At 66.7% G+C, this 22403-nt stretch carries 21 protein-coding genes; 11 read left to right on the top strand and 10 right to left on the bottom strand.

Annotation, left to right across the window (positions count from 1 at the left end):
* Window positions 1-59 precede the first annotated feature (59 nt).
* Both V9L18_RS15335 and V9L18_RS15330 read right to left on the bottom strand, forming a co-directional pair.
* Entirely contained in the window at window positions 60-752 is a 693-nt protein-coding gene (locus V9L18_RS15335; protein ID WP_337348030.1) for an SRPBCC domain-containing protein, read from the bottom strand.
* A complete protein-coding gene (locus V9L18_RS15330) occupies window positions 745-1392 on the bottom strand; it encodes a helix-turn-helix domain-containing protein (protein WP_337348029.1) in 648 nt (215 codons plus the stop codon). Before V9L18_RS15330 ends, V9L18_RS15335 begins: the two co-directional genes overlap by 8 nt.
* Window positions 1393-1496: 104 nt before the next feature.
* Here V9L18_RS15330 and V9L18_RS15325 point away from each other — a divergent pair, with 104 nt between their 5' ends.
* On the top strand, window positions 1497-2507 hold the full coding sequence (locus V9L18_RS15325) for an RluA family pseudouridine synthase (RefSeq protein WP_337348110.1): 1011 nt from the start codon (window positions 1497-1499) through the stop codon (window positions 2505-2507).
* Here V9L18_RS15325 and V9L18_RS15320 read toward each other — a convergent pair.
* On the bottom strand, window positions 2479-3009 hold the full coding sequence (locus tag V9L18_RS15320) for an O-acetyl-ADP-ribose deacetylase (protein WP_337348028.1): 531 nt from the start codon (window positions 3007-3009) through the stop codon (window positions 2479-2481). The genes V9L18_RS15325 and V9L18_RS15320 overlap by 29 nt on opposite strands.
* Before the next feature lie 87 nt (window positions 3010-3096).
* Between V9L18_RS15320 and V9L18_RS15315 the strand changes: the two genes are divergently transcribed.
* Window positions 3097-3723 (top strand): hypothetical protein, encoded by a 627-nt coding sequence (locus V9L18_RS15315; protein ID WP_337348027.1) that lies wholly within the window; start codon window positions 3097-3099, stop codon window positions 3721-3723.
* Window positions 3724-3765: 42 nt separating this feature from the next.
* Window positions 3766-4398 carry a DedA family protein gene (locus tag V9L18_RS15310; protein ID WP_337348026.1) on the top strand — a complete coding sequence of 211 codons (633 nt, stop codon included), beginning with the start codon at window positions 3766-3768 and terminating at the stop codon, window positions 4396-4398.
* 17 nt (window positions 4399-4415) lie between these two features.
* On the opposite strand, the gene V9L18_RS15305 is transcribed toward V9L18_RS15310, so the two are convergent.
* From V9L18_RS15305 to V9L18_RS15295, 3 genes are all read right to left on the bottom strand, one after another.
* Window positions 4416-4721, bottom strand: a complete 306-nt coding sequence (locus tag V9L18_RS15305; protein ID WP_337348025.1) for a hypothetical protein — start codon at window positions 4719-4721, stop codon at window positions 4416-4418.
* A gap of 92 nt (window positions 4722-4813) precedes the next feature.
* The gene (gene ppc, locus V9L18_RS15300) at window positions 4814-7636 is read right to left on the bottom strand and encodes a phosphoenolpyruvate carboxylase (protein ID WP_337348024.1); all 2823 of its coding nucleotides are present in this window, start codon (window positions 7634-7636) and stop codon (window positions 4814-4816) included.
* 143 nt (window positions 7637-7779) lie between these two features.
* On the bottom strand, window positions 7780-8460 hold the full coding sequence (locus tag V9L18_RS15295; protein WP_337348023.1) for an NADPH-dependent F420 reductase: 681 nt from the start codon (window positions 8458-8460) through the stop codon (window positions 7780-7782).
* A gap of 147 nt (window positions 8461-8607) precedes the next feature.
* Between V9L18_RS15295 and V9L18_RS15290 the strand changes: the two genes are divergently transcribed.
* Window positions 8608-9444: a DUF1684 domain-containing protein gene (locus V9L18_RS15290; RefSeq protein ID WP_337348022.1), complete on the top strand. Its 837-nt coding sequence runs from the start codon at window positions 8608-8610 to the stop codon at window positions 9442-9444.
* Between the two features lie 8 nt (window positions 9445-9452).
* Here V9L18_RS15290 and V9L18_RS15285 read toward each other — a convergent pair whose 3' ends face one another.
* The gene (locus tag V9L18_RS15285; RefSeq protein ID WP_337348021.1) at window positions 9453-10679 is read right to left on the bottom strand and encodes an acyl-CoA dehydrogenase family protein; all 1227 of its coding nucleotides are present in this window, start codon (window positions 10677-10679) and stop codon (window positions 9453-9455) included.
* On the bottom strand, window positions 10676-11506 hold the full coding sequence (locus V9L18_RS15280) for an SDR family NAD(P)-dependent oxidoreductase (protein WP_337348020.1): 831 nt from the start codon (window positions 11504-11506) through the stop codon (window positions 10676-10678). Before V9L18_RS15280 ends, V9L18_RS15285 begins: the two co-directional genes overlap by 4 nt.
* Before the next feature lie 139 nt (window positions 11507-11645).
* On the opposite strand from V9L18_RS15280, the gene V9L18_RS15275 reads away from it, so the two are divergent.
* Window positions 11646-12848 carry a glycoside hydrolase family 76 protein gene (locus tag V9L18_RS15275; protein WP_337348019.1) on the top strand — a complete coding sequence of 401 codons (1203 nt, stop codon included), beginning with the start codon at window positions 11646-11648 and terminating at the stop codon, window positions 12846-12848.
* An 88-nt stretch (window positions 12849-12936) separates the two neighbouring features.
* Window positions 12937-14859 (top strand): glycogen debranching N-terminal domain-containing protein, encoded by a 1923-nt coding sequence (locus V9L18_RS15270; protein ID WP_337348018.1) that lies wholly within the window; start codon window positions 12937-12939, stop codon window positions 14857-14859.
* A 35-nt stretch (window positions 14860-14894) separates the two neighbouring features.
* Here V9L18_RS15270 and V9L18_RS15265 read toward each other — a convergent pair whose 3' ends face one another.
* The gene (locus tag V9L18_RS15265; RefSeq protein WP_337348017.1) at window positions 14895-16934 is read right to left on the bottom strand and encodes a glycoside hydrolase family 32 protein; all 2040 of its coding nucleotides are present in this window, start codon (window positions 16932-16934) and stop codon (window positions 14895-14897) included.
* Window positions 16935-17061: 127 nt separating this feature from the next.
* On the bottom strand, window positions 17062-17664 hold the full coding sequence (locus V9L18_RS15260) for a YdeI/OmpD-associated family protein (RefSeq protein WP_337348016.1): 603 nt from the start codon (window positions 17662-17664) through the stop codon (window positions 17062-17064).
* Window positions 17665-17751: 87 nt separating this feature from the next.
* Here V9L18_RS15260 and V9L18_RS15255 point away from each other — a divergent pair, with 87 nt between their 5' ends.
* The 5 genes from V9L18_RS15255 to tgt all read left to right on the top strand — a co-directional run bounded on the left by V9L18_RS15255 (window position 17752) and on the right by tgt (window position 22373).
* Window positions 17752-18519, top strand: coding sequence for a VOC family protein (locus V9L18_RS15255; RefSeq protein ID WP_337348015.1), 768 nt, complete (start codon window positions 17752-17754; stop codon window positions 18517-18519).
* A gap of 95 nt (window positions 18520-18614) precedes the next feature.
* Window positions 18615-19154: an NUDIX hydrolase family protein gene (locus V9L18_RS15250; RefSeq protein WP_131133519.1), complete on the top strand. Its 540-nt coding sequence runs from the start codon at window positions 18615-18617 to the stop codon at window positions 19152-19154.
* Between the two features lie 86 nt (window positions 19155-19240).
* The gene (locus tag V9L18_RS15245) at window positions 19241-20212 is read left to right on the top strand and encodes a DUF6707 family protein (RefSeq protein WP_337348014.1); all 972 of its coding nucleotides are present in this window, start codon (window positions 19241-19243) and stop codon (window positions 20210-20212) included.
* A gap of 70 nt (window positions 20213-20282) precedes the next feature.
* On the top strand, window positions 20283-21008 hold the full coding sequence (locus V9L18_RS15240; protein WP_337348013.1) for an SRPBCC domain-containing protein: 726 nt from the start codon (window positions 20283-20285) through the stop codon (window positions 21006-21008).
* A gap of 33 nt (window positions 21009-21041) precedes the next feature.
* Window positions 21042-22373, top strand: a complete 1332-nt coding sequence (gene tgt / locus V9L18_RS15235) for a tRNA guanosine(34) transglycosylase Tgt (protein WP_443197961.1) — start codon at window positions 21042-21044, stop codon at window positions 22371-22373.
* Window positions 22374-22403 lie beyond the last annotated feature (30 nt).

The raw sequence follows: 22403 nt of genomic DNA, 5'->3' as shown, positions 1-22403 counted from the left end.
GCGAGCACCCGCGTGGACGTTCCCGCCGCGCTGAACCGTCCGCGATGCGCAAAGTCCCCCTATGCGTAGACCTTTTCCAGGAACAAGCCCCAGGCCTTGGCGGTGGCGTCCGGGTCACCACTGCCACTGAAGTCGTGGACGGTCATGCCCACCGGAGCGCCAAAGGCGTTGCGGCCAAAGAACCGGTAAAGCGTATCCGCCGTCCGCAGCCCCAGGAAGTTCTCATTGGAAAAGTCCACCTCGCCGGAAAGCCGCCCCACGCCGTCGACCTCAAGCCCAACGGCGGCGCCCTGCGCGGCAGTGTCCACGCCCAGCGCCTTCTTCAGCCGTTCGAAACCGTCCGGGGACTGCGACGCCGCCGGAGCCTGGATGTCCGTGAACACCACCGGCTTGCCGTCGAAATACTTCAGGTACTGGCCCAGCGTGTGGAGGTAGAACTCCGTGTGCTTGCTCGCGCCGTCGTACTGCTCATCCCAGTTGTCGGCGAAGATCCCGCTGTGGACATAATGCAGCTGTGCGCGGCCGCCGTCGACCGGTTCCAGGACGTGCTCCAACTGGTTGAACCAGCCGTCCGGGCCGTCCATCCGGGAGACGAGGTGCGTGGGGAAGTCCTGGACAGTCTTGACGTCCGGCCACTGATCCGTGGGGAACATCCATGCCGGAGTGCCTTTGGTCACGGCTTCCCAGACACGTTCGGGAGTGCCCGGAAGTTCGGTGTCGCAGACGATTTCAAATTCACGGTTGTCAGTCATTGTCCTGCTCCTTCGCTGAAAAGGGTTTGATGGGGGTCTTAAGTACGGGGTGAAGCGCGACGACGAGCCGATGCTTCCGCCCGCCGCCCGCGGGGGTGCCGCTTGGACGAGTGCCGCTTCCGCCGTCGTGGTACTTGTCCACCAGCCGGGTCACGACCACGCCGAGCTCCTCGGCAAATGCTGCGCGGTCCGCCGTGGTGCGGAAGGTTATCTCGCCGTCGATCGCGAACGTTGCGAGCTTTTGCCGTGCGGCGGCGGCACCGGCGATCAGCTTGCCCATTTCCTGGACCATGCGGCCTGCGAGCGCCAACAGCCAGAAGGCCGAAAAGCGGTCCGAGAACCTGTGCGGGTCCGGGGCCACCGAGGCTAGAGCCACCGGCGAAATCAGGTAGGAGGCCGCCGTCGCCTGGAGGACGCGCTCAGTGACGTTCCCCTTGCGCCGCTCCTCCACCAGCTCCACCAGCCCGTGCCGTTCGAGGGCCTTGAGGTGGTAGTTGACCTTCTGCCGGGGCAGTCCCACTTTAGCGGCAAGCTGCGTGGCCGACCCCGGCTCAGAGAGCTCCCGGAGGATGCGCGTCCGGATCGGGTCCAGCGACGCCTCCGCCGCAGCGGGGTCCTCGATCACTTCGATGTCCAACATGCTTAAAGTATGGCTACCGACAACTTTTATTGTCAAGAACTTTTTTACCGTCGGTAACAGGACGCGCGGGGACCAAGGAGCCGGCAAAGTAGAATGGACCGGTGATGCAATCCCCCCTCCCTGTGCGCGACGGCGTCAACGCCACCCGCCTGCGCCTCCCGGACGAGGGGCCGTGGGACACCGCGCTGGACTACATGATGCACCGCTGGGGCCACATTGATCCGCAGGGCATCGAGGACAGGTTCGACGCCGGGGAGATCGTTGGCGAGGGCGGCATCCCTCTGGACCGGGCCACCAGGCTGGCGGACCACACCTTCATTTGGTACTACCGCACGCTGCCGCCCGAGACCCGTATCCCGGTGGAGCTGGACATTCTGCACCAGGACGAACACCTCCTCGTGGTGGACAAGCCGCATTTCCTGCCCACCACCCCCGGCGGCACCTACATCCAGGAGTCGGCCCTGGTCCGGCTCCGGAACCAACTGGACCTTCCGGACCTGATCCCCATGCACCGCCTGGACCGGATGACCGCAGGCGTGCTGCTGTTGTCCACCAATCCCGAAACCCGCGGCAGGTACCAGGTGCTCTTCGAGAAGCGCCAGGTACAAAAGGAGTACGAATGCGTCTCCGCCGCTGAGCCAGGGCCGGGTTACCCCGCCGTCGATTTCCCAGTTGTGGTGCGAAACCGGATGACCAAGTCCCGCAGCTACCTGCTGGCCGAAGTGATCGACGGCGAACCCAACGCGGAGACCCGGATCGAGCGCCTGGAAACGTTCGACGGCGGCACTCCCGGAGGTGCCGCGGGCACCCACACCCCCGGCACCCATTCCGCGGGCGCCCCCGCCACTGGCAACGGTCCGCAGCGCCTGGCGCGCTACCGGCTGGAGCCGCACTCCGGCAAAACCCACCAGCTTCGGGTACATATGGCGTCGCTGGGCCTGGGCATCGTCAACGACGCCTTTTATCCCGACCTGCTGGACAAAGCCCCCGACGACTACACCAAGCCCTTGCAGCTCCTGGCACGCGGCATCAGGTTCGTGGACCCCATCAGCCAAAAACCAGTGGAGTACCGCAGCCGGCTGGAGCTCAGCGAGGTTGCCAGAACACGGCCTTGAAGTCCTCCTCCATCTCGGAGCTGAACAGCACAAATTCCACCAACTCGAGGGCGCTGGCCGGATGTGAGGCACCAAACCCGCTGACGGCGTCGTACGCAGCTGCGGCCACGTCGCTACCCCGCCAGCCGTAGACCCCGCCGCCCACGGCCGGGAACGCGATGGAGCCGGCACCTACTGAATCCGCGACCCGCAGGCTTTCACTGAAGCACGACACCAGCAGCGCCCGGTTGGTCTGCCCGGCATGGCGGTTCGGCCCCACGGTGTGGATGACCCAGCGCGCCGCGAGTCCGAAACCCGGAGTCGCGACGGCGGCACCCACGGCCAGTCCATGCGGCAGGTCAGTGTCGCGCAGAGCCCGGCAGGCAGCCAGTAACTCGGGCCCCGCGGCCCGGTGGATGGCCCCGTCCACGCCCCCGCCGCCCAGCAGCGAGGAATTCGCCGCGTTCACGATCGCGTCCACGGAGCGGGCGGTGATGTCGCCTTGGAGAACCTGGATGCGCATGCGGCCAGTGTCCCATCGGAACCCTCTGGATGACAGGCCGGAGCAGGAATATCCTGTGTGCAGGGTTCGCGCAAAGGTGGGAGAACCATGGATACGCTCAGTGAGATCCCCGGGGACCGGACGGCCGCCACATTCGCCTACGCCGCTGCAGGCCTCGGTGTAGTGGGCGTGGCAACCCTTGGCGCCATGTACGCCATCGAGGTGCCCAAGAATGGGCCTTTCATCTTCGGCACCATCAACGACGCCACCGGAGGCGTCTTCAACCTGGTGATCATCCCCGTGGTGGTCCAGGTTCACCGGCGCCTTCGCCGAACGCCGGGTTCAGAGACGGCCAAATGGGTAGTCATCATTGCCTCGGGTGCCGGCGCCGCGAGCTCTTTCCTGCTCGTTTTCAAGAAACTCGATTTCACGGTGTCCACTGGTATTTCCGTCGGGGCCATGACCGTCCAGGCTGCCTGGTTCCTGCTGGCCAACCGTGCACTGCTCAAAACAGGAGGCTATCCTCGGGACCTCGCGAGGCTGGGACAGTTCATCGGCGGGGCCCTGCTGGCGGCCCTCCCGGTGGCGGGGGTCACCGTCGTCGGACGGGCACCGAAATGGTTCCGTTGGGGCATCGGAGGCGCCGGAATAGCGGTGGGAGCCGCCGCGTGGGCCGCCTGGCCATACTGGTACTTCCTGGCTGCGCGGCACCTCAGCCACCGGCAGTCGGGGTAAGCGCCCACACCGCCCCGGCCGATAGTGCGGTACTTTGTGGCCATGGACTTTGGCAACGCGGACAACTGGGGGGCTGCGATCTACTTCTGGATCATCCCCGTGGTCCTCGGCGATGCCATCTTCCCGCCCATCCCGTCCGAGATGGTGGTCATCACTGGCGGAGCGCTCTCGGCCGACGGCCGGGCCAACGTCTTCCTTGTGGGAGCTCTGTCCGCCGTGGCGTCCTGGATTGGCGACATGGTGGTTTTCCAGCTTTTCAAACGCCGGCTGAGCCATGTGCTCGATCGCTGGCGCTGGGGCAAGAAAGTCCACCACGGCATCCACGAGGCCATCGCCAAAGCCGGCCGCTCTTCAACCTACGGAACCATCATCGGAGCGCGCTTCATCCCGGGTGGACGCTTGGCGACGTCGGCTGCCGCCGGAATTGCCGACGTCTCGGTCCGCGGGTTCAGCCTCTGCGCGGGCCTCGGCGCAATCCTCTGGGCGTGCTGGCTCGTAGGCCTGGGCTACTTCACCGGTTCCGCCACGAAGCTGCCGTTCTGGGCCAGCTCCCTGATCGGGGTGGTCCTCGGCCTGGTGATCGGCGTCGTCGTCGGAATCATTGCGACCCGGCGCCGCGGCACCCGCTCCCCCGTGGACGAGCCGCCCCCTGCGGCTGAGGCCCCGGGAGCGTAAGGCCCTCGGCAGCTGAGCTAGATCGGCGCCCAGCGGCCGCGGTTACGGCGGAGCACCATCAGCGAGCCTGTCAGCGCAACGCGTTCGACGGCGTCGCGCATCATGGCTGCCGACTCCCGCGCCTGCTGGTTCTCACCGTTGTATTCCGTGGCTTCGACCAGGAAGCGGAGGTTCAACTGCGGGACGCCGCCGGCAATGTCGAGTTGGTTGGACTCCACATGGTGGCGGGTCTCCAGCGCTTCGACGGCGGCCGCCATCACGGCTTCCGGCGGGTTGCCGGGCTTCAAGCCGGTGATTTTCAGGCGCGTCTGGAACGAAGGCATGCCGTCAACCTTACCTAGACCCCGTGTTGCCCTATCACTTATGGTCCTTATCCGGGCCGAATGAGGACCATAAGTGATAGCGCAAGCGGTGGTTAGCCGGTGTTGCGGAGGCCCGCTGCCACACCGTTGACCGTGATCAGCATGGCCCGCTGGAGGCGTTCGTCGATCTCAGCCCCGCTGATGCTTTCACCCTCGGCCCCCTGGCCGGCCCGCACGCGGCGAAGCAGTTCCACCTGCAGGTAGCTGATGGGGTCAAGGTACTGGTCGCGGATCTCCAGGGAGCGTTTGAGCGTGGGCTGGGCATCCAGGAGCACGTTTTCGCCGGTCAGGTTCTGGATCTCGGTGACCGTGAGGTCGTACTCCTCGCGGATAGCCCGGAAAAGGTGGTGCAGGTCTTCCGGGACCAGGGTGGCCACGTAGTAACCGGCGATGTCCAGGTCCGTCTTGGCCAGCGTCATTTCCACGTTCGAGAGAACCGAGCGGAAGAAGTGCCAGTTCTCCATCATCTCCACCAGCTGGGCGGAGCTCCCGGCCTCACGGGCAGCCTTCAGGCCCGAGCCCACGCCGAACCAGCCCGGCACGATCTGCCGGGACTGGGTCCAGCCGAAGACCCAGGGGATGGCTCGCAGGCCGCCGAGGCCGGCGCCGGAGTCCGGGCGCTTCGACGGGCGCGAACCGATGTTCAGGGAGCCGAGCTGCTCCACGGGTGTCGAAGCCATGAAGTACGCGGGGAGGTCCGGATGGTCGATCAGCTTCCGGTACCGGTCGAAGGCGGCGTCGGAGATGGTTTCCATGACGTGCCCGTACCGCTCGCGCTGGTCATCGGACGTCCGCGGATCGCGGTGCAGCGCCGAGCCTTGGAGCACGGCCGCCAGGGAAAGTTCGAGGTTTTCGCGGGCCAGTTCAGGCAACGAGTACTTGTCCGAGATGACCTCACCTTGTTCGGTGAATTTGATTTCGCCTTCAAGTACGCCGTTGGGCTGGGCCATGATGGCGTCGTAAGTGGGCCCGCCGCCACGGCCCACGGAACCTCCGCGGCCGTGGAACAGGCGCACCCGGACACCGTGCTTCGCGGCGACGTCGCGGAGTTTCCGCTGCGTCTTGTGGATCTCCCACTGGCTGGTCATCACACCGGATTCCTTGTTGGAGTCCGAGTAACCGAGCATGATTTCCTGGACGTCGCCGCGGAGCCGTACCAGTTCGCGGTAGGACGGATCGGAAAGCAACTGGTCCACGATCTCCGCAGAGGCCCGGAGTTCCTCCACCGTTTCCAGGAGCGGCGCGAACCCGATTTTGGCATGCGGGTTTTCGCCGAAGAGGTTCACCAGGCCTGCTTCGCGGGCCAGGACGGCTGCAGCAAGGACATCGTCAGCGCCGCGGGTCATGGAAATGATGTACGTCTCGATGACGTCCGGGCCGTAGATGCGCAGGGCGCGGCGGATCTCACGGAAGACGTCGTACGTGCCGTCGGCCACGCCGTCGAGCTTAATGGGGTGCCCGGAGAGCGGGCGGCGCGAGGCCAGCTCCGATCCCAGCACCTCGAAGCGCTCCTCCCGGCTGAGCTCCGCATAGCGCAGGCCCGGGCCGCCGAGCCGGTCCATCAGCTGGCCGACGGCATCATGGTGGTGGTCGGCGTGCTCACGGATGTCCAGCGTGGCAAGGTGCAGGCCGAAGGACGCCACGGCCCGGCGAACGCGTGCCAGCGCACCGTCGGCAGCGAGCGACGCCGAGTGGTTCCGGAGCGAGAGTTCCAACAGTTCGAGGTCGGCCAGGAGCTCGTCCGTGGCGCTGTAGTCACGGCCGTGCTCGTGCACCGCGCCGGTAGCCACGCGCTTGCCCGTGTTGATCAGCTTGGCCTTGATGCAGGTGAGCTTGAGCCGGTAGGGCTCCTGGGCATTGAGCTCCAGCACGCGTCGGTCCAGGCCCGGAAGTTTTTTCAGGTCTGCGTCGATGGATTCCAGCAGCTCCTTGTCCGCGCCGGCAAGGGCGGTGGAGTTGGAGAGGATGGAGATCAGTTCATCGATCATGCCGATGCTGATGCGCACTGCGTGCTGGTTCTGGATCTGGAGGATTTCGCGGGTGACGGACGCCGTGACGTTGGGGTTGCCGTCCCTGTCGCCGCCGATCCAGGACCCGAAGCGGATGGGCGCGTTCTGGTTGGCGAGGGTGACGCCGTGTTCGCCGAGCAGTTCGGAGAGTTCGGTGAGCATCTCGGGCATGGCGTCGGTCAGGATGCCGCCGAGGTAGTAAATAGCATTGCGGGCCTCATCCACCGGAGTGGGCCGGACCTGGCGGAGTTCGTCCGTCTGCCACATCTGGTCAATGATTTCGGCCAGCTGGCGGTCCTGCCGGCGCCGGGCCGTGGTGCCCTCGTGGGTGGGCTGGGCCAGCACGTCGGAGAGCTTGCGGATTTTGTCCAGCACCGAGCGGCGCGAGGCCTCGGTGGGGTGGGCTGTGAAGATGGGCCGGACATCCAGCCCGTTGACCACTTCCTGGAGCACGGCCGGGCCGGCTTGGTCGGCGATGTCGGACACGGCCTTGGCCAGCCAGCCGTCCTTTTCCGCCCGTGTCCGCAGGCCACGGACGCGGTGGACCTGTTCGGCGGCGTTGGCGAGGTGGAAGTAGAAGGCGAAGGCGCGCACCAGGTCAGTGGCCTGCTCGATGGGCAGGGAGCCGAGCAGTTCACGGACCTGGGCGACGACGTCGTGGGCGCTCCACGGGCCGGTGGCATCCGCGCCGCCGCGGGCAGCTTCCTTGGATTCCTTGGTCAGGAGGCGTACCTGCTCCACCAGGTCCAGGAGTTCGGGTCCGTGCTGGCGAACCAGCGATTCACCCAGCAGCGTGGAAACACGCCGGACATCAGCCCTCAGCTCTGCGGCAAGGTCAGTTTCGGAATTTATTGCAGTGTCAGCCATGGAAACTATCTTTCGAGGGTTCGGACTTGGCTCGTACACTGCGCTGGATACCTGTGAGCCACGTTACTAGCTAAAGATGCTACCCGCAGGTGGCCGCCTCCGGGGAATCCGTCTCAGATAGTGTCGCTGCCTTTTCCGATGTTTCAGCGCACGATCTTGAAATTGAAATCGAGGGTGCCGAGCACACTGTAGAGGCGCAGCCACACAGGCATCATCATTTCAGCTCCGCGGGCTGTGGTGATGTCACCGAGGTCGACGATGTCCCGGTGCCCCAGCTCCTGCAGCAGCCCTGTGACCGTCTCCTTCGCTTCTGCGTCGTCGCCGGAGACAAACACGGAATGGTCTCCGCCGGCCAACCGGCCGGGGTCCACCATCAGGCCCGCGTTCATCGTATTCAGGGTCTTGACCACGCGGGCATCCGGGAAGGAGCGCTGGATCCTCTCGCCGAGGCTGTCGGTGTTGACCGGATTCAAGACCGGAGGCATGCCCTGGGAAAAATCAAGCGCGTTGGATACGTCCACGAGCACTTTGCGGTAGAGGTTGGCGGAGCCGGCAAAGCCCAAGGCGCTCAGGGCACCCGCCCCGTTGGTGGCGTTGACCACCAACTCGCTGGCAGCGGCCGCCTCGGCGAACGTTTCCAGCGGAATCTCCTGGTTGGCGGCGTGCCACTCGCTGAACGGCGGGGCGCCCATGGCATCCGGGGCGGAGCGGGCGAACGTTTCCTGGGGATCGCGCGTGCCGAGCACCACGCTATGCCCCAGCCCGGCCAGTCCACCGGCCAGGGTCCGGCCAACAGTACCCGTCCCAAGGACCGCAATCTTCATGGTTCCTCCGTTTAGCGTAGGTGCAGTGCCACAGTCCGGTTCCGACGTTACTCCCCAGGAACTTCAAGGCAAGGGCAACCGAACAGTGGTGGAATGAACCGTACGCCGCCGGGGTTGTAGCCGGGGCCACCACGTCCAGGAGGAACCATGAACACCACACCTGCGGCCCAGCTGGAACGCTGGCAGCGTTTCCGGACCAACCGCAACAAGGCACTCGCGGCACCCCACGGCTGGCTGACCCTCACCTCGTTCCAGTGGCTCGATAACCAGCCCGCCGCCGTCGACCTCGTCCCCGGGCTGTGGTCAACAGACGGTACGACGGCGGCACTCACCGCCTCCGCGGAAGACGGACTGACGCTCGTGGAGACCGGGGAGCCTGTTGAAGGAACGGTGACGGCGGCGCTGTTCGATGAAGAGTCGCTGATGTGGGTGCAGTTCGGGGGTGACGACGGCAGGCAGGTGGTGGTTGAGCTCGCCATGCGTGCCGGGAAATATGCCATCCGCACCCGGGACGCAGGCTCGCCAGTCTTTACGGAGTTCGACGGCGTGCCCACCTTTGATTACCGGCCCGACCTTGTGGTGGAGGCCAGCTTCCGGCCCTACCCGGAGCCGGTGGACGTCCCCATCGGAACCGCGAATCCGCTGGTGGATGGCGTGCACCGGTCGGTGGGCGAACTGGTGTTCCGCCTGCCCGGCAAAGACCACGAGTTCCACCTGCAGGCCGAAGAAGAGAAGCTCGGCGCCCTCACGGTCACGTTCCATGACGAAACCAATGGAGACTCCACGGACGAATGGCGGAAGGTGTCCACCGCCCGGCCCCGCGTCGACCCCTCCGGAAACGCCACCGTGGTCCTGGACTTCAACAGGGCCATCAACTACCCCAGCGCCTTCACCCCCTACGGGACCTGCCCCATGCCGGTGAAGAACAACAGCCTGGACTACCGGATCGAGGCCGGCGAGAAGGATCCTATGCTCGCCGACTGAGCGAGGCGTCAGACGATGGCGGAGACCCCGGTAATGGCCCGGCCCACGATGAGGGTGTTGATTTCGAACGAGCCCTCATACGTGTAAATGGCTTCGGCGTCCGCGAAGATCTTGGCCATCCGGTAATCGGTGACAATGCCGTTTCCGCCCAGGATGGACCTGCCCAGTGCAACGGTCTCCCGCATCCGGGCACTGCAGTAGGACTTCGCCAGTGCCACCTGGGCCATGTCCGCGCCGCCGTCCTCCTGGAGCTGGGCGAGCCGTGCCATCATGCCCATGCTGGCCACGGCGTTGCCCAACATGGTGACCAACTGCTGCTGGATGAGCTGGAACTTCGCCAGTGGCCGGCCGAACTGCTGGCGTTCGACGGCGTACTGCCGGGCAACGTCGAAGGCTGCCAGCTGCTGCCCCACGGCTTGCCAGGCCACCATGATCCGCGAGCCTTTCAGGAGCTGGTTGGTGTCCTCGAATCTTGTGATTCCGGCAAAGCGGTCAGCCTCGGAAACGCGGACATCCTCGAAGACAATGTCGGCATTCTGGACGGTCCGCAGGGCAATCTTGTGCTCAATACGGCTCCGGCTCACGCCCGGCAGTGAGGCGTCCACGACGAAGCCCCGCACGCTGCCGTCGGCCTCGTCGCGGGCCCACACCAGCATGTAGTCGCAGAACGTCCCGTTGCCGATCCAGCGCTTGGCGCCGTTGAGCACCCAAGTGTCGCCGCCGTCGTCGGGCATTCCTGTGGCACCGGAAATGCGCCGCGCCCGGGTTTCCATGCCGCCCGCGACGTCGGAGCCGTGGGCGGGCTCGGTGAGTGCAAACGCCCCCGTGGTGCGGAGGCTTGCCGCGTCCGCGAGCAGCCTGTTCCTCTGCGCCTGCGAACCGAATGCATACAGCGACTCCACAAAGAGGTCGTGGTGGACCAGGAAAAATGTGGCGATTGACGTGTCCACCCGGGTCATTTCGGCAATGACCAGCCCTGCGAACAGGTGGCTGTAGCCGCGCTGGGCCGGCGTACTCAGTTCCAGGGCCGCCAGTTTGGGGAGGATGTGGTCCGGGAATTCGGCGTTGTTCCACCAGTCGGTTGCGTGGGGTGCGATTTCCGCGGCCAGGAACTCCCGCAGCTCCGCCAGTTTGCGCCGCTCATGCGGGACCAGCAGGGATTCGAACAGGAAAAAGTCGGCCGTGGGCAGGGATTCGGGCCCGGGCAGCTGCGCGGCGGCAGGAGCGGGACTCATTTTGGGCCCATCCTGATGGCGCCGTCCAGGCGGATCGTCTCACCGTTGAGCATCGCATTTTCCACGATGTGGGCCACGAGGGCCGCGTATTCGGCCGGTTTGCCCAGCCGGGAGGGATGCGGCACCTGCCGGCCCAGTGAATCCTGGGCATCCTGCGGCAGACCGGCCATCATGGGGGTTTCGAAGATGCCCGGGGCGATAGTGACCACACGCACCAGCGAGCGCGCCAGTTCCCGCGCGATGGGCAGGGTCATGGCGGCGACGGCTCCCTTGGACGCGGCGTACGCGGGCTGGCCGATCTGCCCGTCGAAGGCCGCAACCGACGCCGTGTTGATAATGACGCCGCGCTCGGGTCCGCCAAGTTCGGTGCTGGCGGGTTCCGTGGCGGCCATGGCTTCGGCAGCCAGCCGCAGCACGTTGAACGTCCCGATCAGGTTCACCTGGATGACCCGGCTGAATGCGTCCAACGGGAGGACACCCTCGCGCCCCAGCACCTTGCCGGGCGTGGCTATGCCGGCACAGTTCACCACGATCCGCAGGGGTCCCAGGGCGACGGCGGTATCGACGGCGGCCTGGACCTCCGCTTCGTTGGTCACGTCTGCGGGTGCAAAGACGGCGGTCTGGCCAGCAGGTCCCGCAGCAGCAGCGGCACCGGTCGCCTCGAACCGGGTGGAGCTGTTCAGCTCTGCGGCGAACGCTTCGCCGGCGGAGGACGGCAGGTCGATCAGCACCACAGAAGCGCCGGCGCCGAACAACCGCCTCGCCGTGGCCGCACCCAGCCCGGACGCCCCACCCGTGATCAGTGCGACAGAACCGTTGATGTCCATCCATCCTCCTTGATGTGAGCCCGGCGTTGGACGCACAAGCGCGGAACATTAGTTAGTGAATGTTAACTGAAATTGTGACTTGGCGCACCATGCCCGCGACTTTCCGGGATGCGAAGGGCACACCGCTAGGCTGGAGCGCATGACGCCGCAGGAAGCCGGACCGCCGCCCGCAGACGGGCCCATCGCCCGGGCCGCCAGGGCGACTGAGGCTGCCCGCTCGGTCACCGCCGTCTTTGGCCAACGCCTGTTTTTCCTCCCGGGCACGCACATCGCGGCCGTCCAGCGGCCCTCAAAGCGCGTGGAGAACCTTTTCCGACCCTGGCATTACTGGTGGCAGGCGCACTACGTTGACTGCCTGGTGGACACCGGACTCCGCGAACTGGGCAACGGTGCCACGCCGACGGCACGCTTTAACGGGCCGGACCGCCCCAGCGCCGGCAGGCTGGCCTCACGGCTCGTGACAGGCATCCGGCTGCGGAACCTGCTGACGTTCGTCAACAACTACTACGACGACATGGCCTGGCTGGCGCTGTCCACGCTGCGGCTGGAGAAACTCGCCGAGGAGTCGCGCAGGCCCGGCCGGCGTCGAAACGCCCGGATCCGGAAAACCCTTACGCTGCAGTTCGATTCCGCTTCCACGGACGACCTCGGCGGCGGCACGTTCTGGAGCAAGAAACGGGACTTCAAGAACACCCCCGCCACCGCCCCCGTGGCCCTGTACTACGCCCGGACCGGGAACCTTGCCAAGGCCCAGGCCCTGCTGGACTGGCTGGACGCCCGGCTGTTTGATCCGGACCAGGGACTTTATCTGGACGGCATCCGGATCAACGCCGCCGGAGAGGCTGTGGTGGAGAGCGCCATCTACACGTATAACCAGGGTCCGGTCCTGGGCGCGTTGCTGGAGCTTGGCGGCGCGGCAAACCTGGCCAGGGCCGCCACCGTGGTGGAGGCGGTGGGCCGCAGCCTGACCCGTGAGCGCGGGGACACGCCCGGCACCCGGGTCCTCCGCTGTGACGGAACGGGCGACGGCGGACTCTTCACCGGGATCCTGTCCCGCTACCTGGCGCTCGCGGCAGCCGACGCCCGCCTCCCCGGGACCGTCCGGATGACTGCCGCCCGGCTGGTCCTGGACACCGCGGATGCATTCTGGGACGGCCGCCGTCCGATCACCCCCGCGGAGCCCTTGGCCCGGCACACGGGCAAACTGCTCTTTTCAGCCCTCCCGGAAAAACCGGCGGACAGCACGTATCCGCCAGGTGCCGCCGTCGAACTCTCCACCCAGCTGCAGGCGTGGATGGTGCTCGAAGCCGCCTCAGCCGTTGAGCGGGCATCCACACCGTAAATCATGCACGCCGTGATCCCGAACGGCGGTGGGCGACTGGCCGCAGGATTCCGCCAGGCGGGAGGGCCCCGGGCGTAAGGTGGGGCGCATGAGTGTTCAGCCCGGGCTCCATCGCCAGCACTGCACCGTGGCCGCACCCACGCAGCTCTGGCTCGATGCCAACGGCCGGCTGGCACAGGATGGCTTCAGCGGCCTCCTCCATGGCGACACACGGATGCTGTGCCAGGCCACGGTGACTGTCAACGGATTCGCTCCCGAGGAGGTGACCGTGGAGTCGGCTCCCGGCGGCGTCCTCCGCGTCCGGGGACTTATCCGCGGCATCGAAGGGCACAGCTTTGATCCCGCCGTCGAGGTCTTCCAGACCTGGACAGTGACGCCAGGGGTGGTCCGCCACTCGCTGAAGGTGGGCACGTCGCTGCCCTCCCTGGACGTCGAGTTGGCAGTGACCCTGGCGGCCGACTTCACCGACATGGCAGCGATCCGCCTGAGCCAGTTTGCGACGCCTCAGCGCCCGGAGTCCGCCGATGACCACTCCCTCCGCTGGCACAATGATGGCCGCACACTCTCCATTTCCGCGCCGGGCACCAACGGTGGCGGTGTGGCTGCCGGGAGCTTGACCGCAGATGCTTCCGCGGGTCATGAGGGCAGCAACCTCCCACGGCTCCTGTGGCAAGGCACCGCCGGGCGCGGGCGGACGTTCGACGCCGAATGGCAGGCCGTGCTGGACGAGACAGAGAGCGCAGTAGTTGCGGCCGCGCCGTCGTCCCTTGCCGTGCCTGCGATGGCCCTGCCGGCGGGGCCGCTGCGGACGCTGCTGGAGAATTCGCTCGACGAGCTCGACGGCCTCCGTATGGCAACCCGCCAACTGCCGGATGCCCCGTTCATGGCCGCCGGCGCTCCCTGGTATTTCACGTTGTTCGGCCGGGATTCCCTGTGGGCGGCGCGGTTCCTGCTGCCCCTGGACCCTGGCCTCGCCACCGGGACCCTGCGCGCCCTCGCGACACTCCAGGGCTCCGACACCGATCCGGACTCGGACGAAGAGCCTGGCCGGATGCTTCATGAGCTCCGGGCCAAGGAACTGGTCCTCGAAAACGACGGGCTGCACCTGCCACCGGTCTACTTCGGCGCCGCTGACTCCACCTCGCTCTGGCTGTGCCTCCTGGGCGAGCTGTGGCAATCCGGGAAGGCGGACGACGCCGTCCGTGCCCTCCTGCCCGCAGCTCGGCGGGCAGCGCAGTGGCTACTGGCGTCCACCGGCCGGGCGGACGGTGACGGCCTGCTGAGGTACGGGAATGTCAGCGGGCACGGGGTGGGCCACCAAGGCTGGAAGGACTCCGCCGATGCCCTGCAATTCAGGGATGGGCGGCCGGCGGAGGGTCCAGTCGCGGTCGCGGAAGCCCAAGGCTACGCCCACCAGGCGGCCACTGCGACGGCGGAACTGCTGGACGCGCTTGGCGAACCGGGGGCCGCTGAGCTGAGGGACTTCGCCTCTGCCTTGGCGCAACGGTTCCGCGAGCGCTTCTGGGTGGAGGACGCCCAAGGCCCCTTCCCGGCGATGGCAGTGGACGGCACCGGCGCGCCCTTGGATGTGCCCGGCTCGAATATGGGCCACCTGCTGGGCACCGGCATCCTTGACCCCGCCGAGGCCCGCCACGTTGCCGCCCGGCTGCTGGGCCCCGAATTGTTTTCCGGATTCGGCCTCCACACCCTCTCGCACAGGGCACCGGGCTTCTGGCCTTTCAGCTACCACTGCGGTTCAGTGTGGAGCCACGACACCGCCATTGCCGTCCGCGGCCTGCTGTCCGAAGGCTTCACTTCTGAAGCCAAAGCCCTCGCCGAAGGCCTGCTCGACGCGTCTGCCGCTTTCGGGTACAGGCTGCCGCAGCTTTTTGCGGGCGTCACCGCCGCCGAATCAAGCCTGGCTGTGCCCTACCCGGCGTCCTGCCATCCCCAGGCGTGGTCCTCGGCGTCAGCCGTTGTGCTGGCGCAGGCGTTGGGCGGGCTGCGGTAGCTGGAGCGCTGCCTTGGCCACGGGTATGCCGGCTTCTATTTGGTTGCGGCAAGCGGCGTGACGGTCGCGGCGTTCAGGGAAACAGCTCCGCCGGTGCCGGCAACCGAGGCGCCAAAGGCACCCTCTTGCGGGAAGACGAGCGAGGTCAGGCTCTGCCCGCCGCCGGTGAAGACCTCCACCGAGGACCGGTCAACGTAGATGGTCAGCCTGACTTTCCCGTCGACGGCGGGACTCGCCACGGATCGGGCCTGCCGGTAGGCGTCGTCCACCCGTTCCTGGGTGTTTCCGCCTGCGGCTGCACTCGGTCGCGCCGGCCGTTTCGCACGCTCCCCCTTGGACGCAGCATCCCCGTCCCGGACCACAAAGGCCGTTCCATTCCGGAAGTCGTAGCCCACAGTGGCGTAGGTCTCCTGGCCGCTGTGCAGCAGGACCCTCGCCTCGGCGTCGGCTCCGCCATTCTCAAGCTCGACGTCGATTTTGAAGGCCCCGCTCCCGGGAACCGGAAGCGGTGCACTCGCTGCATCCCGTAGCTCCTGCTCCGGCACCTGCTGAGGGGGTCCTTCCAGGGATTCCAGGGCCGGCGTCGGGGTTGATACCAGGGTGGGCCGGCCGCCGTCGGACTGCAGGCGGATGTCCCGCACCACCGAATCGGCGCCGTGCCAGCCTTCGGTGGGCAGTTGGCGGGCGTAGGCCCAGTTGTTCATCCAGCCGATGGCCTGCCGGGAGGCCTTGCGCTGCCCGTCCGTCAGCCTCGGATCGTCCCAGGTCACTGCCGCGTAGAAGTCCGCGCCGCCGTCGAGCCACTGCTGCTGGTCATCCGAGGCGGTGAAAGCCTTGCCGTCCCAGGACCCGGTCCAGTAGGCCGTTCCGGTGGTCCGCCCCTCCGCGGAACCGTTGGCCCCCGCGGCCAGCACCCACGTGCGTTGGTCGGAGTCGCCGTCGACATCCAGCTGGAAGAAGTCCGGGCATTCGAGGACCCCCAGCCCGTCCCGTTCGAAGCTGGAGGCGTAGGTCCAGTCCTTGAGGTCAGTGGAGGTGTAGAACCCGATCTTGTGGCCCTCCGCGAGCAGCATGACCCACTGATTGTGGGCCTCGTCCCGCAGGATGCGAGGATCGCGCCAGTGCTCCTGGCCCGGGTTGTCCATGACCGGGTTCTGGCTGTAGCTGGTGAACGTGTGTCCCTTGTCCGTGGAGTAGAACATGGACTGCCGCTGGACGCCGTCGTCCTGTTGGGTGAGGACAGCGATGACCGCCCCTTTGCCAAAACCGGCGGTGCCATCGGTGTCCACTACGGCGGTGCCGGTTTCGATGTCGCCGAGGCCGTTCCGGAACTTCTGAATAGCCACGCCCTCGTTTTTCCAGTGCACTAGGTCGATGCTGGTGGCGTGGAACCACTCGGTGCCGTTCCCCTCCGGGTAGTCGGCGTTGTAGAGGTAGTAGTAATGCCAGACGCCGTCGAGGAAAAACGGCCGCTGGGGATCGTTCATCCAGCGCTGCTCGGGGGTCAGATGGTAGGCGGGACGGTACCCGGGATCCTCCGCGGGCGCCGCCAGCCGCGCCGCGTCCGCCTCGGGCCATTCGCGCGGCACGCCCAGGTCGGCGAGCAGCGCATCGCGGGCCTCGGCGCTGATGCACTCCGGCAGCCGGGCCTTTCCGTGGTCCTGTTCGACGGCGTCGGTTGCCTCGCTGCTGCGGAGGAAAACCTTCCCGTCCACGCGGGCCCCGGCCAGCCAGCCGGGGCCGCACTCGATGATCCGGACGTCCTCGGCGCCTCCAGTCCGGAGGGCCCCAACCTGCTGTTCGAGCGTCCGGTCGTTGCCCTTCAGCCACAAGGACGCGTACGTGCCGTGTTCCTTGTGTGCTGTCTCCTGGGCTGCCGAGACCTCATCGAGGACGCGGTCAGCCGCGGCTGCGGAACCTGTCCTGGTGTTGCCGGCAACCACCAGCGAAACCACCAGGGCCAAGGCGGCCACGGCGGCAGCGACCAGCCAGGGAAGCGGATGGCGAAGGTTGAGGCGGGGGCTGATCTTGGGGAACATGCGGACCATGTTGAGCCAATCGGTCGGTAAACGCACAGGTGCCGTCCCCCATGTCGGGAGACGGCACCAGCGCTACGGAACCATCAATTCTACAGGGTTGCACGGGGCACCCTAAACAGGCCGCCGCATCCGGAACGGATCCAGGAGCCCCAACCCGCGGGGATCAGGGGGTGGCAGCGGGACGCTTTTTCTGCGGATACAGTGTTTCGCCGCGGGCCAGCATGTCCACAAAACCGGCGATCCGTCCCGCCCGCGTCTCGGGGCGCTTGGCCGAGTTCGTCCGGTAGATCATGGCGTACCGGTTCACGGACGTAAGGACGTCGAACATGGCCTGTGCCTCCGGAACGGCGGCGATTGCGGCGGCCAGGTCGGGCGGAACCTCTGCCGTCGCCTGGCCGCCGTAAGCTGCATCCCAGCGGCCGTCCGCCTTGGCGCTGTCGACGGCGGCCCTGCCAGCGTCTGTCATCCTGCCTGCGGCCTCCAGCCGGGCGATGTGCCCCACGTTCCGGGCGGACCAGGGGCTCTTGGAAAGCCGGCGGGTCATCCGCTGGAAGTAGCTGCCGCCGTCGCGCTTCCTGACCTGGCCGTCGATCCAGCCGAAGCAGAGCGCCTCATCAAGGGCGGCGTCGTAATCCAGTTCGGTGACGTCGCCGCCCTTCTTGTGGAGAACCAGCCACACCCCGGGGCTGTCCGCGTGGTTGGCTTCCAACCAGGACCGCCACGCTGCAGCATCCGGCACCAGCAGTTCCTCCAGTTCAATGGCCATGGACCCATTCTGACCCCGGTGCCACGTGAAGCAAGTCATGGCATGATGGCCCTATCTGCGCCGTTCCCCGCCGTCGAGGAGAATCACATGCTGCGTTCGCGCCCTGTCCACTTCACGTCCCGCCTTGACGAATGGGAACGGCTGCTGACCGGGCTGGGGCTGGTCAAGACCGTGGATGAGGGCTCTTGGCGCGAGTTTGACGCCGGTTCCGGACGGCTGGCGCTCCACGCGGCCGAGCCAGGTTCTGCGGAGGACGGGACCACCACCTTCGGCGTGGAGGTAGGCAACCTAGCCGAATTTGCCCGGCGCACCAACCTGGCTGGGGAAGAAGCCGGCACCACCCCCGCCGAGCTCGTCCAGGCTGACCACGGCGAGTCCTGCCGCATCACCGGTCCGGATGGGTTCAGCTTCCTGGCCGATCCTGCCGCCAAGGCCGCCGATGGCACCTGGACGACCTCTGCCGAGGCGGATCCGGGCCTCTCCGTCGTCGAGGTCTGGTTCACGGAGGATCCGGGGTCCGCCGCGCAGACCCTGCGCGATATCGGCGCCCGCTTCCGTCCCTTCCCCGATGACGACGAAACCGCTGACTTCGCGGCCAAAAATGGCGGCGTGCTGATGGTGCGGCCCTCCGAGGGAGCGCCGCGGGCGGGCCTGGGCTTCGAGTACGACGGCGACCTTGCCGCCTTGGAGGCCCGCCTCGCCGACGCCGGGCACGAGGTCCACCTGACGGAGGAAGCGTTCGGGCGCACGCTGCACGTGGCCAACCCCGACGCCGGGTCCGATGCGTCAGCGGGAGGCGGCGGTCCCGTCGGGGCGCCGCACGTTCCAGCCACCCTCTGGGTCTCGAAGCGCTGAATCGAGGGGTGGGGTTTCGCCGCCATGGACGACGCTTTACGCCGACAGCTCACTCCTCGACGGTCCGCAGCCGTCCTATGGGGTAGAACTTAACCATGAACGTTCGTACACCTGACCCCAATCCCGGCTGGCTCTCCGAAGAGGACCTCTTTGAAGCGCGCGGGAGGCTCCCCATGGTTTACGTGGAGGCTGTTCCGGTCAGGCTGGATCCGCTCGGATTCGTGAACGAAGTGGGCACGCTGCTGCAGGCTGACGAGGACGGCACCATGATCCGTTCCCTCGTCTCCGGCCGCGTGATCTACCGTGAAACCATCCGCGCAGCACTCCTGCGCCACATGGAAAAGGACCTCGGCCCGCTGGCCTTCCCGCAGCTGCCCATCAGCCCGGTCCCTTTCACCGTGGCCGAATACTTCCCGGCACCGTCCCAGACCGGGTTCACCGACGACCGCCAACACGCCGTGTCGCTGGCCTACGTCATCCCTGTGACCGGCGAATGCGAGCCCCGGCAGGACGCCCTGGAACTGACTTGGATGACCCCCGAGGAAGTGCTGAGCCCCGGTGTGCAGCTGGAATTCAGCGGTGGCCGCGGCGCCCTGATCCGCCAGGCTCTCGCCTTCGCCGGCGTGGGCTTCTGACCCTCGCGGATAACCCGGCGTCCCCGACTTCCGGCGCCCGCCTTTGTAGACTGTTGGGCGGACCGCAAGAGAACTTAAGGACTCCCATGACCGAAACCCCAGCCGCCCGGCACTACAGCGAACAGCAGGCTGGATCCCTGACCACCGGTGATGAGCTCCTGCTGCCCGACGGCGAACGCACCGCCGAGATACAGCATGTGGAGGTCGAGTCCGACGACTTCGGCACCCCGGCAATCGTCCTCGCCAACCTCTCCGGCGGTGGAACAGTGCGTATCGCCGCCGGTTCCTCGGTCCAGGTGCTGGACGCAGCGCCCGACGCCGTCGCACAGCTTCCCGTAGCCGCTAACCCCGCAGCGGAGGCGGAGGCAGCCGTGGAGGCTCCCGCCGTCGTCGTTCCTCCCCAGCCCGCTTTCCCGCCAGCGGCGACCGGCCCCTCAGAGGAGGAGTTGGCGCTGATTCCCGCTCCGCAGGGAACGCCGGAAGCCGTGGTGGAGGCCGCGGCCGAATCCCACTCGGACGCCGAGGGCGTGATGTTGCTGGCCGACAGGCTGGCCAAGGGAATCAACGTCAAATCGGGAAGCTGCCTGAAGGACCTCAGCGACCTCGCCCACGAACTGTTCATCACGCTCAAGGACCCTGAAGGCGCCCTGGCCGTGGCGGACCTGCTGAACGTCCTGCCCTATGACGGCAACCCTGGCCGGTGGGGATCCGTGGAGGCGTCGCTGGCGCTGTCCAGCTACATCTGCCGCGAGGACGGCCAGGTGGACCGCGCCAAAGTGTACGAAAAGCTGCTCCGCACGCCGGAGGCGCAGGAGACGGACCCGTTCAAGGCCCGGATGAACGCCAAAGTCCGGCAGCGGTCCCTGAATGAGCCCAACCTCTACGACAAAGAGATCTTCCGCTCGATCGACAACTCCAACCACGAGGCCGAACGCGAATGGCGGCTGCTGCGGCTCGAATCGCTGTTGTTCCTGCGGGCCCATGGAGGCTCGGAAACCATCGGCGCAAGCGAGCTGCAGCGCCGGATCAGCAACGAGCTCGAGGCCGTCCGCGCCTGACGCCGGCCACTCCGCGGGTAGGGGAAAATTCCCCCTACCCGGCACTGCCCGTCAGTTGTACATTCGGGCTATGACGAACAATCTGAGCGTGGTAATAAATGCCGACGCGCCGCAGGTCTGGACCATGCTGCGCGAACCGTCCAAGGTAGCCCAGTGGCACGGCTGGGACGCCGATGACCTGGCCAAGGAGATCAATGAAATCTACTTTGGCGACAACGTGGCCGAGGCCCCGGACCACACCAGCCTGACCACCGACGGCGGGGACGTCTTTGAACTCAAACCCGTGCCCACGGGGACCCGGGTCAGCGTCACCCGGGCCGCGATGGACCACAACTCCGAGTGGGCCGCGTGGGACGAGGACATCACCCAGGGCTGGCTGACCTTCCTGCAGCAGCTCCGCTTCGCGCTGGAACGGCACCCCCATGGGAAACGGCATACGACGTTCTTCCAGGTCCCCGGTGAGTCCGGTTCCGCCATCGAGAAGCTGGGTCTGTCCAACGTGCCCAAACCCGGAGAGAACTACGAGCTGACCCTCGGCACGGGTGAGGAGATCGCCGGCAAGGTCTGGTACCGGAGCAACCATCAGGTGGGGCTCACGGTCCATGGCTACGCGGAGCACGGTGACGGGCTCCTCATTGTGGCCGACCAGCCGGTTATCGAGGACGTCCGGCCCAAGGGCGGTTCCCTGGTGATCATCTCCACGTACGACCTCGGCGCGTCCAAGCTGGAGTCCATCCGGGCCCTGTGGGACGGCTGGCGGGCTGAGAACTACCCCACATCAGAGGCGCTGCGCTAAGGCAACGGGGCGGACAGCTGGCACACTGGAACCGTGCCAGCCAACCCCGCCTCCGCCACTCCCCCAACAGTCCTGCCCGCTTCCGCGGCGCACGCCTCAGCTTTGCCTGCTGACCAGTCGCAGTTCTCCTTCACGGTGGGCACCCGCCTTGCCGACAGCTGCCCGCCGGCTGCCGCCCAGGTCCTCGCCAACGGAGGCGAATTCCTCGGCCGGACAGGCACCATCACCACTCCGCACGGTGAGATCCAGACACCGGCGTTCATCGCCGTCGGGACCAAGGCCACCGTGAAGTCGGTGCTGCCCGAGTCCATGGCGGAGCTCGGCGCCCAAGCCCTCCTGGCCAACGCCTACCACCTGTACCTCCAGCCCGGCGCCGACATCCTGGACGAGGCCGGCGGGCTGGGCGCGTTCATGAACTGGTCCGGGCCGACGTTCACGGACTCAGGCGGGTTCCAGGTGATGAGCCTGGGCTCGGGGTTCAAGAAGGTCATCGACATGAAGTCGGTGGACACCTCAGGTCCCGATGATGCCGTCGCTCCCGGCAAGGAGCGCCTGGCACACATTGACGACGACGGTGTCTGGTTCAAATCGCATCTCAACGGGGACCGGCACCGCTTCTCGCCGGAAATCTCCATGCAGGTCCAGCACCAGATCGGCGCGGACATCATGTTCGCCTTCGATGAGCTGACCACGCTGCAGAACTCCCGCGGCTATCAGGAGGAGTCGCTGGAGCGGACGCGGCTGTGGGCGCTGCGCTGCATCGATGAGCACGTCCGGCTGACCTCTGCGCGGGTGGGAAAGCCGTACCAGGCACTGTTTGGCGTGATCCAGGGAGCCCAATACGAGGACCTGCGCCGGAAGGCCTGCCGGGACCTCGGCGCCATGGACTTCGACGGCTACGGAATCGGCGGGGCACTCGAGAAGGAAAACCTCGGCACTATCGTGCGCTGGTGCAACGAGGAGTTGCCCGAGGACAAGCCGCGGCACCTTCTGGGCATCTCCGAGCCGGACGACATCTTCACCGCCATCGAGAACGGTGCGGACACCTTTGACTGCGTCTCTCCCACCCGCGTGGCCCGGAACTCCGCGTTCTACACGCCAACCGGCCGGTACAACCTCTCCGGCGCCAAGTACAAGCGCGATTTCGGGCCCCTGCAGGACGGTTGCGACTGCTACGCCTGTGCCAACTACTCCCGGGCCTACATCCACCACCTGTTCAAGGCCAAGGAGATGCTGTCCGCCACACTGATCTCCATCCACAACGAACGCTTTGTGGTGAAGATGGTGGACGACGCCAGGCTTGCCATCGAATCGGGCCGGTTCTTCGAGTTCAAGGCCGAGACTTTGGCGCAGTACTACTCCTGACGCCCGCCGAGTTCGAGGGAGCCGCCCCAA

Origin of the sequence: Pseudarthrobacter sp. CCNWLW217 (assembly GCF_037203985.1) — a bacterium.
Taxonomy (GTDB): domain Bacteria; phylum Actinomycetota; class Actinomycetes; order Actinomycetales; family Micrococcaceae; genus Arthrobacter.
This window is presented reverse-complemented; position numbering and strand designations above follow the sequence as displayed.

What these genes read in the sequence shown, in the direction of transcription:
- V9L18_RS15335 (WP_337348030.1), bottom strand. Translation starts at nt 752, where the DNA reads ATGACTGACAACCGTGAATTTGAAATCGTCTGCGACACCGAACTTCCG.
- V9L18_RS15330 (WP_337348029.1), bottom strand. Translation starts at nt 1,392, where the DNA reads ATGTTGGACATCGAAGTGATCGAGGACCCCGCTGCGGCGGAGGCGTCG.
- V9L18_RS15325 (WP_337348110.1), top strand. Translation starts at nt 1,497, where the DNA reads ATGCAATCCCCCCTCCCTGTGCGCGACGGCGTCAACGCCACCCGCCTG.
- V9L18_RS15320 (WP_337348028.1), bottom strand. Translation starts at nt 3,009, where the DNA reads ATGCGCATCCAGGTTCTCCAAGGCGACATCACCGCCCGCTCCGTGGAC.
- V9L18_RS15315 (WP_337348027.1), top strand. Translation starts at nt 3,097, where the DNA reads ATGGATACGCTCAGTGAGATCCCCGGGGACCGGACGGCCGCCACATTC.
- V9L18_RS15310 (WP_337348026.1), top strand. Translation starts at nt 3,766, where the DNA reads ATGGACTTTGGCAACGCGGACAACTGGGGGGCTGCGATCTACTTCTGG.
- V9L18_RS15305 (WP_337348025.1), bottom strand. Translation starts at nt 4,721, where the DNA reads ATGCCTTCGTTCCAGACGCGCCTGAAAATCACCGGCTTGAAGCCCGGC.
- ppc (WP_337348024.1), bottom strand. Translation starts at nt 7,636, where the DNA reads ATGGCTGACACTGCAATAAATTCCGAAACTGACCTTGCCGCAGAGCTG.
- V9L18_RS15295 (WP_337348023.1), bottom strand. Translation starts at nt 8,460, where the DNA reads ATGAAGATTGCGGTCCTTGGGACGGGTACTGTTGGCCGGACCCTGGCC.
- V9L18_RS15290 (WP_337348022.1), top strand. Translation starts at nt 8,608, where the DNA reads ATGAACACCACACCTGCGGCCCAGCTGGAACGCTGGCAGCGTTTCCGG.
- V9L18_RS15285 (WP_337348021.1), bottom strand. Translation starts at nt 10,679, where the DNA reads ATGAGTCCCGCTCCTGCCGCCGCGCAGCTGCCCGGGCCCGAATCCCTG.
- V9L18_RS15280 (WP_337348020.1), bottom strand. Translation starts at nt 11,506, where the DNA reads ATGGACATCAACGGTTCTGTCGCACTGATCACGGGTGGGGCGTCCGGG.
- V9L18_RS15275 (WP_337348019.1), top strand. Translation starts at nt 11,646, where the DNA reads ATGACGCCGCAGGAAGCCGGACCGCCGCCCGCAGACGGGCCCATCGCC.
- V9L18_RS15270 (WP_337348018.1), top strand. Translation starts at nt 12,937, where the DNA reads ATGAGTGTTCAGCCCGGGCTCCATCGCCAGCACTGCACCGTGGCCGCA.
- V9L18_RS15260 (WP_337348016.1), bottom strand. Translation starts at nt 17,664, where the DNA reads ATGGCCATTGAACTGGAGGAACTGCTGGTGCCGGATGCTGCAGCGTGG.
- V9L18_RS15255 (WP_337348015.1), top strand. Translation starts at nt 17,752, where the DNA reads ATGCTGCGTTCGCGCCCTGTCCACTTCACGTCCCGCCTTGACGAATGG.
- V9L18_RS15250 (WP_131133519.1), top strand. Translation starts at nt 18,615, where the DNA reads ATGAACGTTCGTACACCTGACCCCAATCCCGGCTGGCTCTCCGAAGAG.
- V9L18_RS15245 (WP_337348014.1), top strand. Translation starts at nt 19,241, where the DNA reads ATGACCGAAACCCCAGCCGCCCGGCACTACAGCGAACAGCAGGCTGGA.
- V9L18_RS15240 (WP_337348013.1), top strand. Translation starts at nt 20,283, where the DNA reads ATGACGAACAATCTGAGCGTGGTAATAAATGCCGACGCGCCGCAGGTC.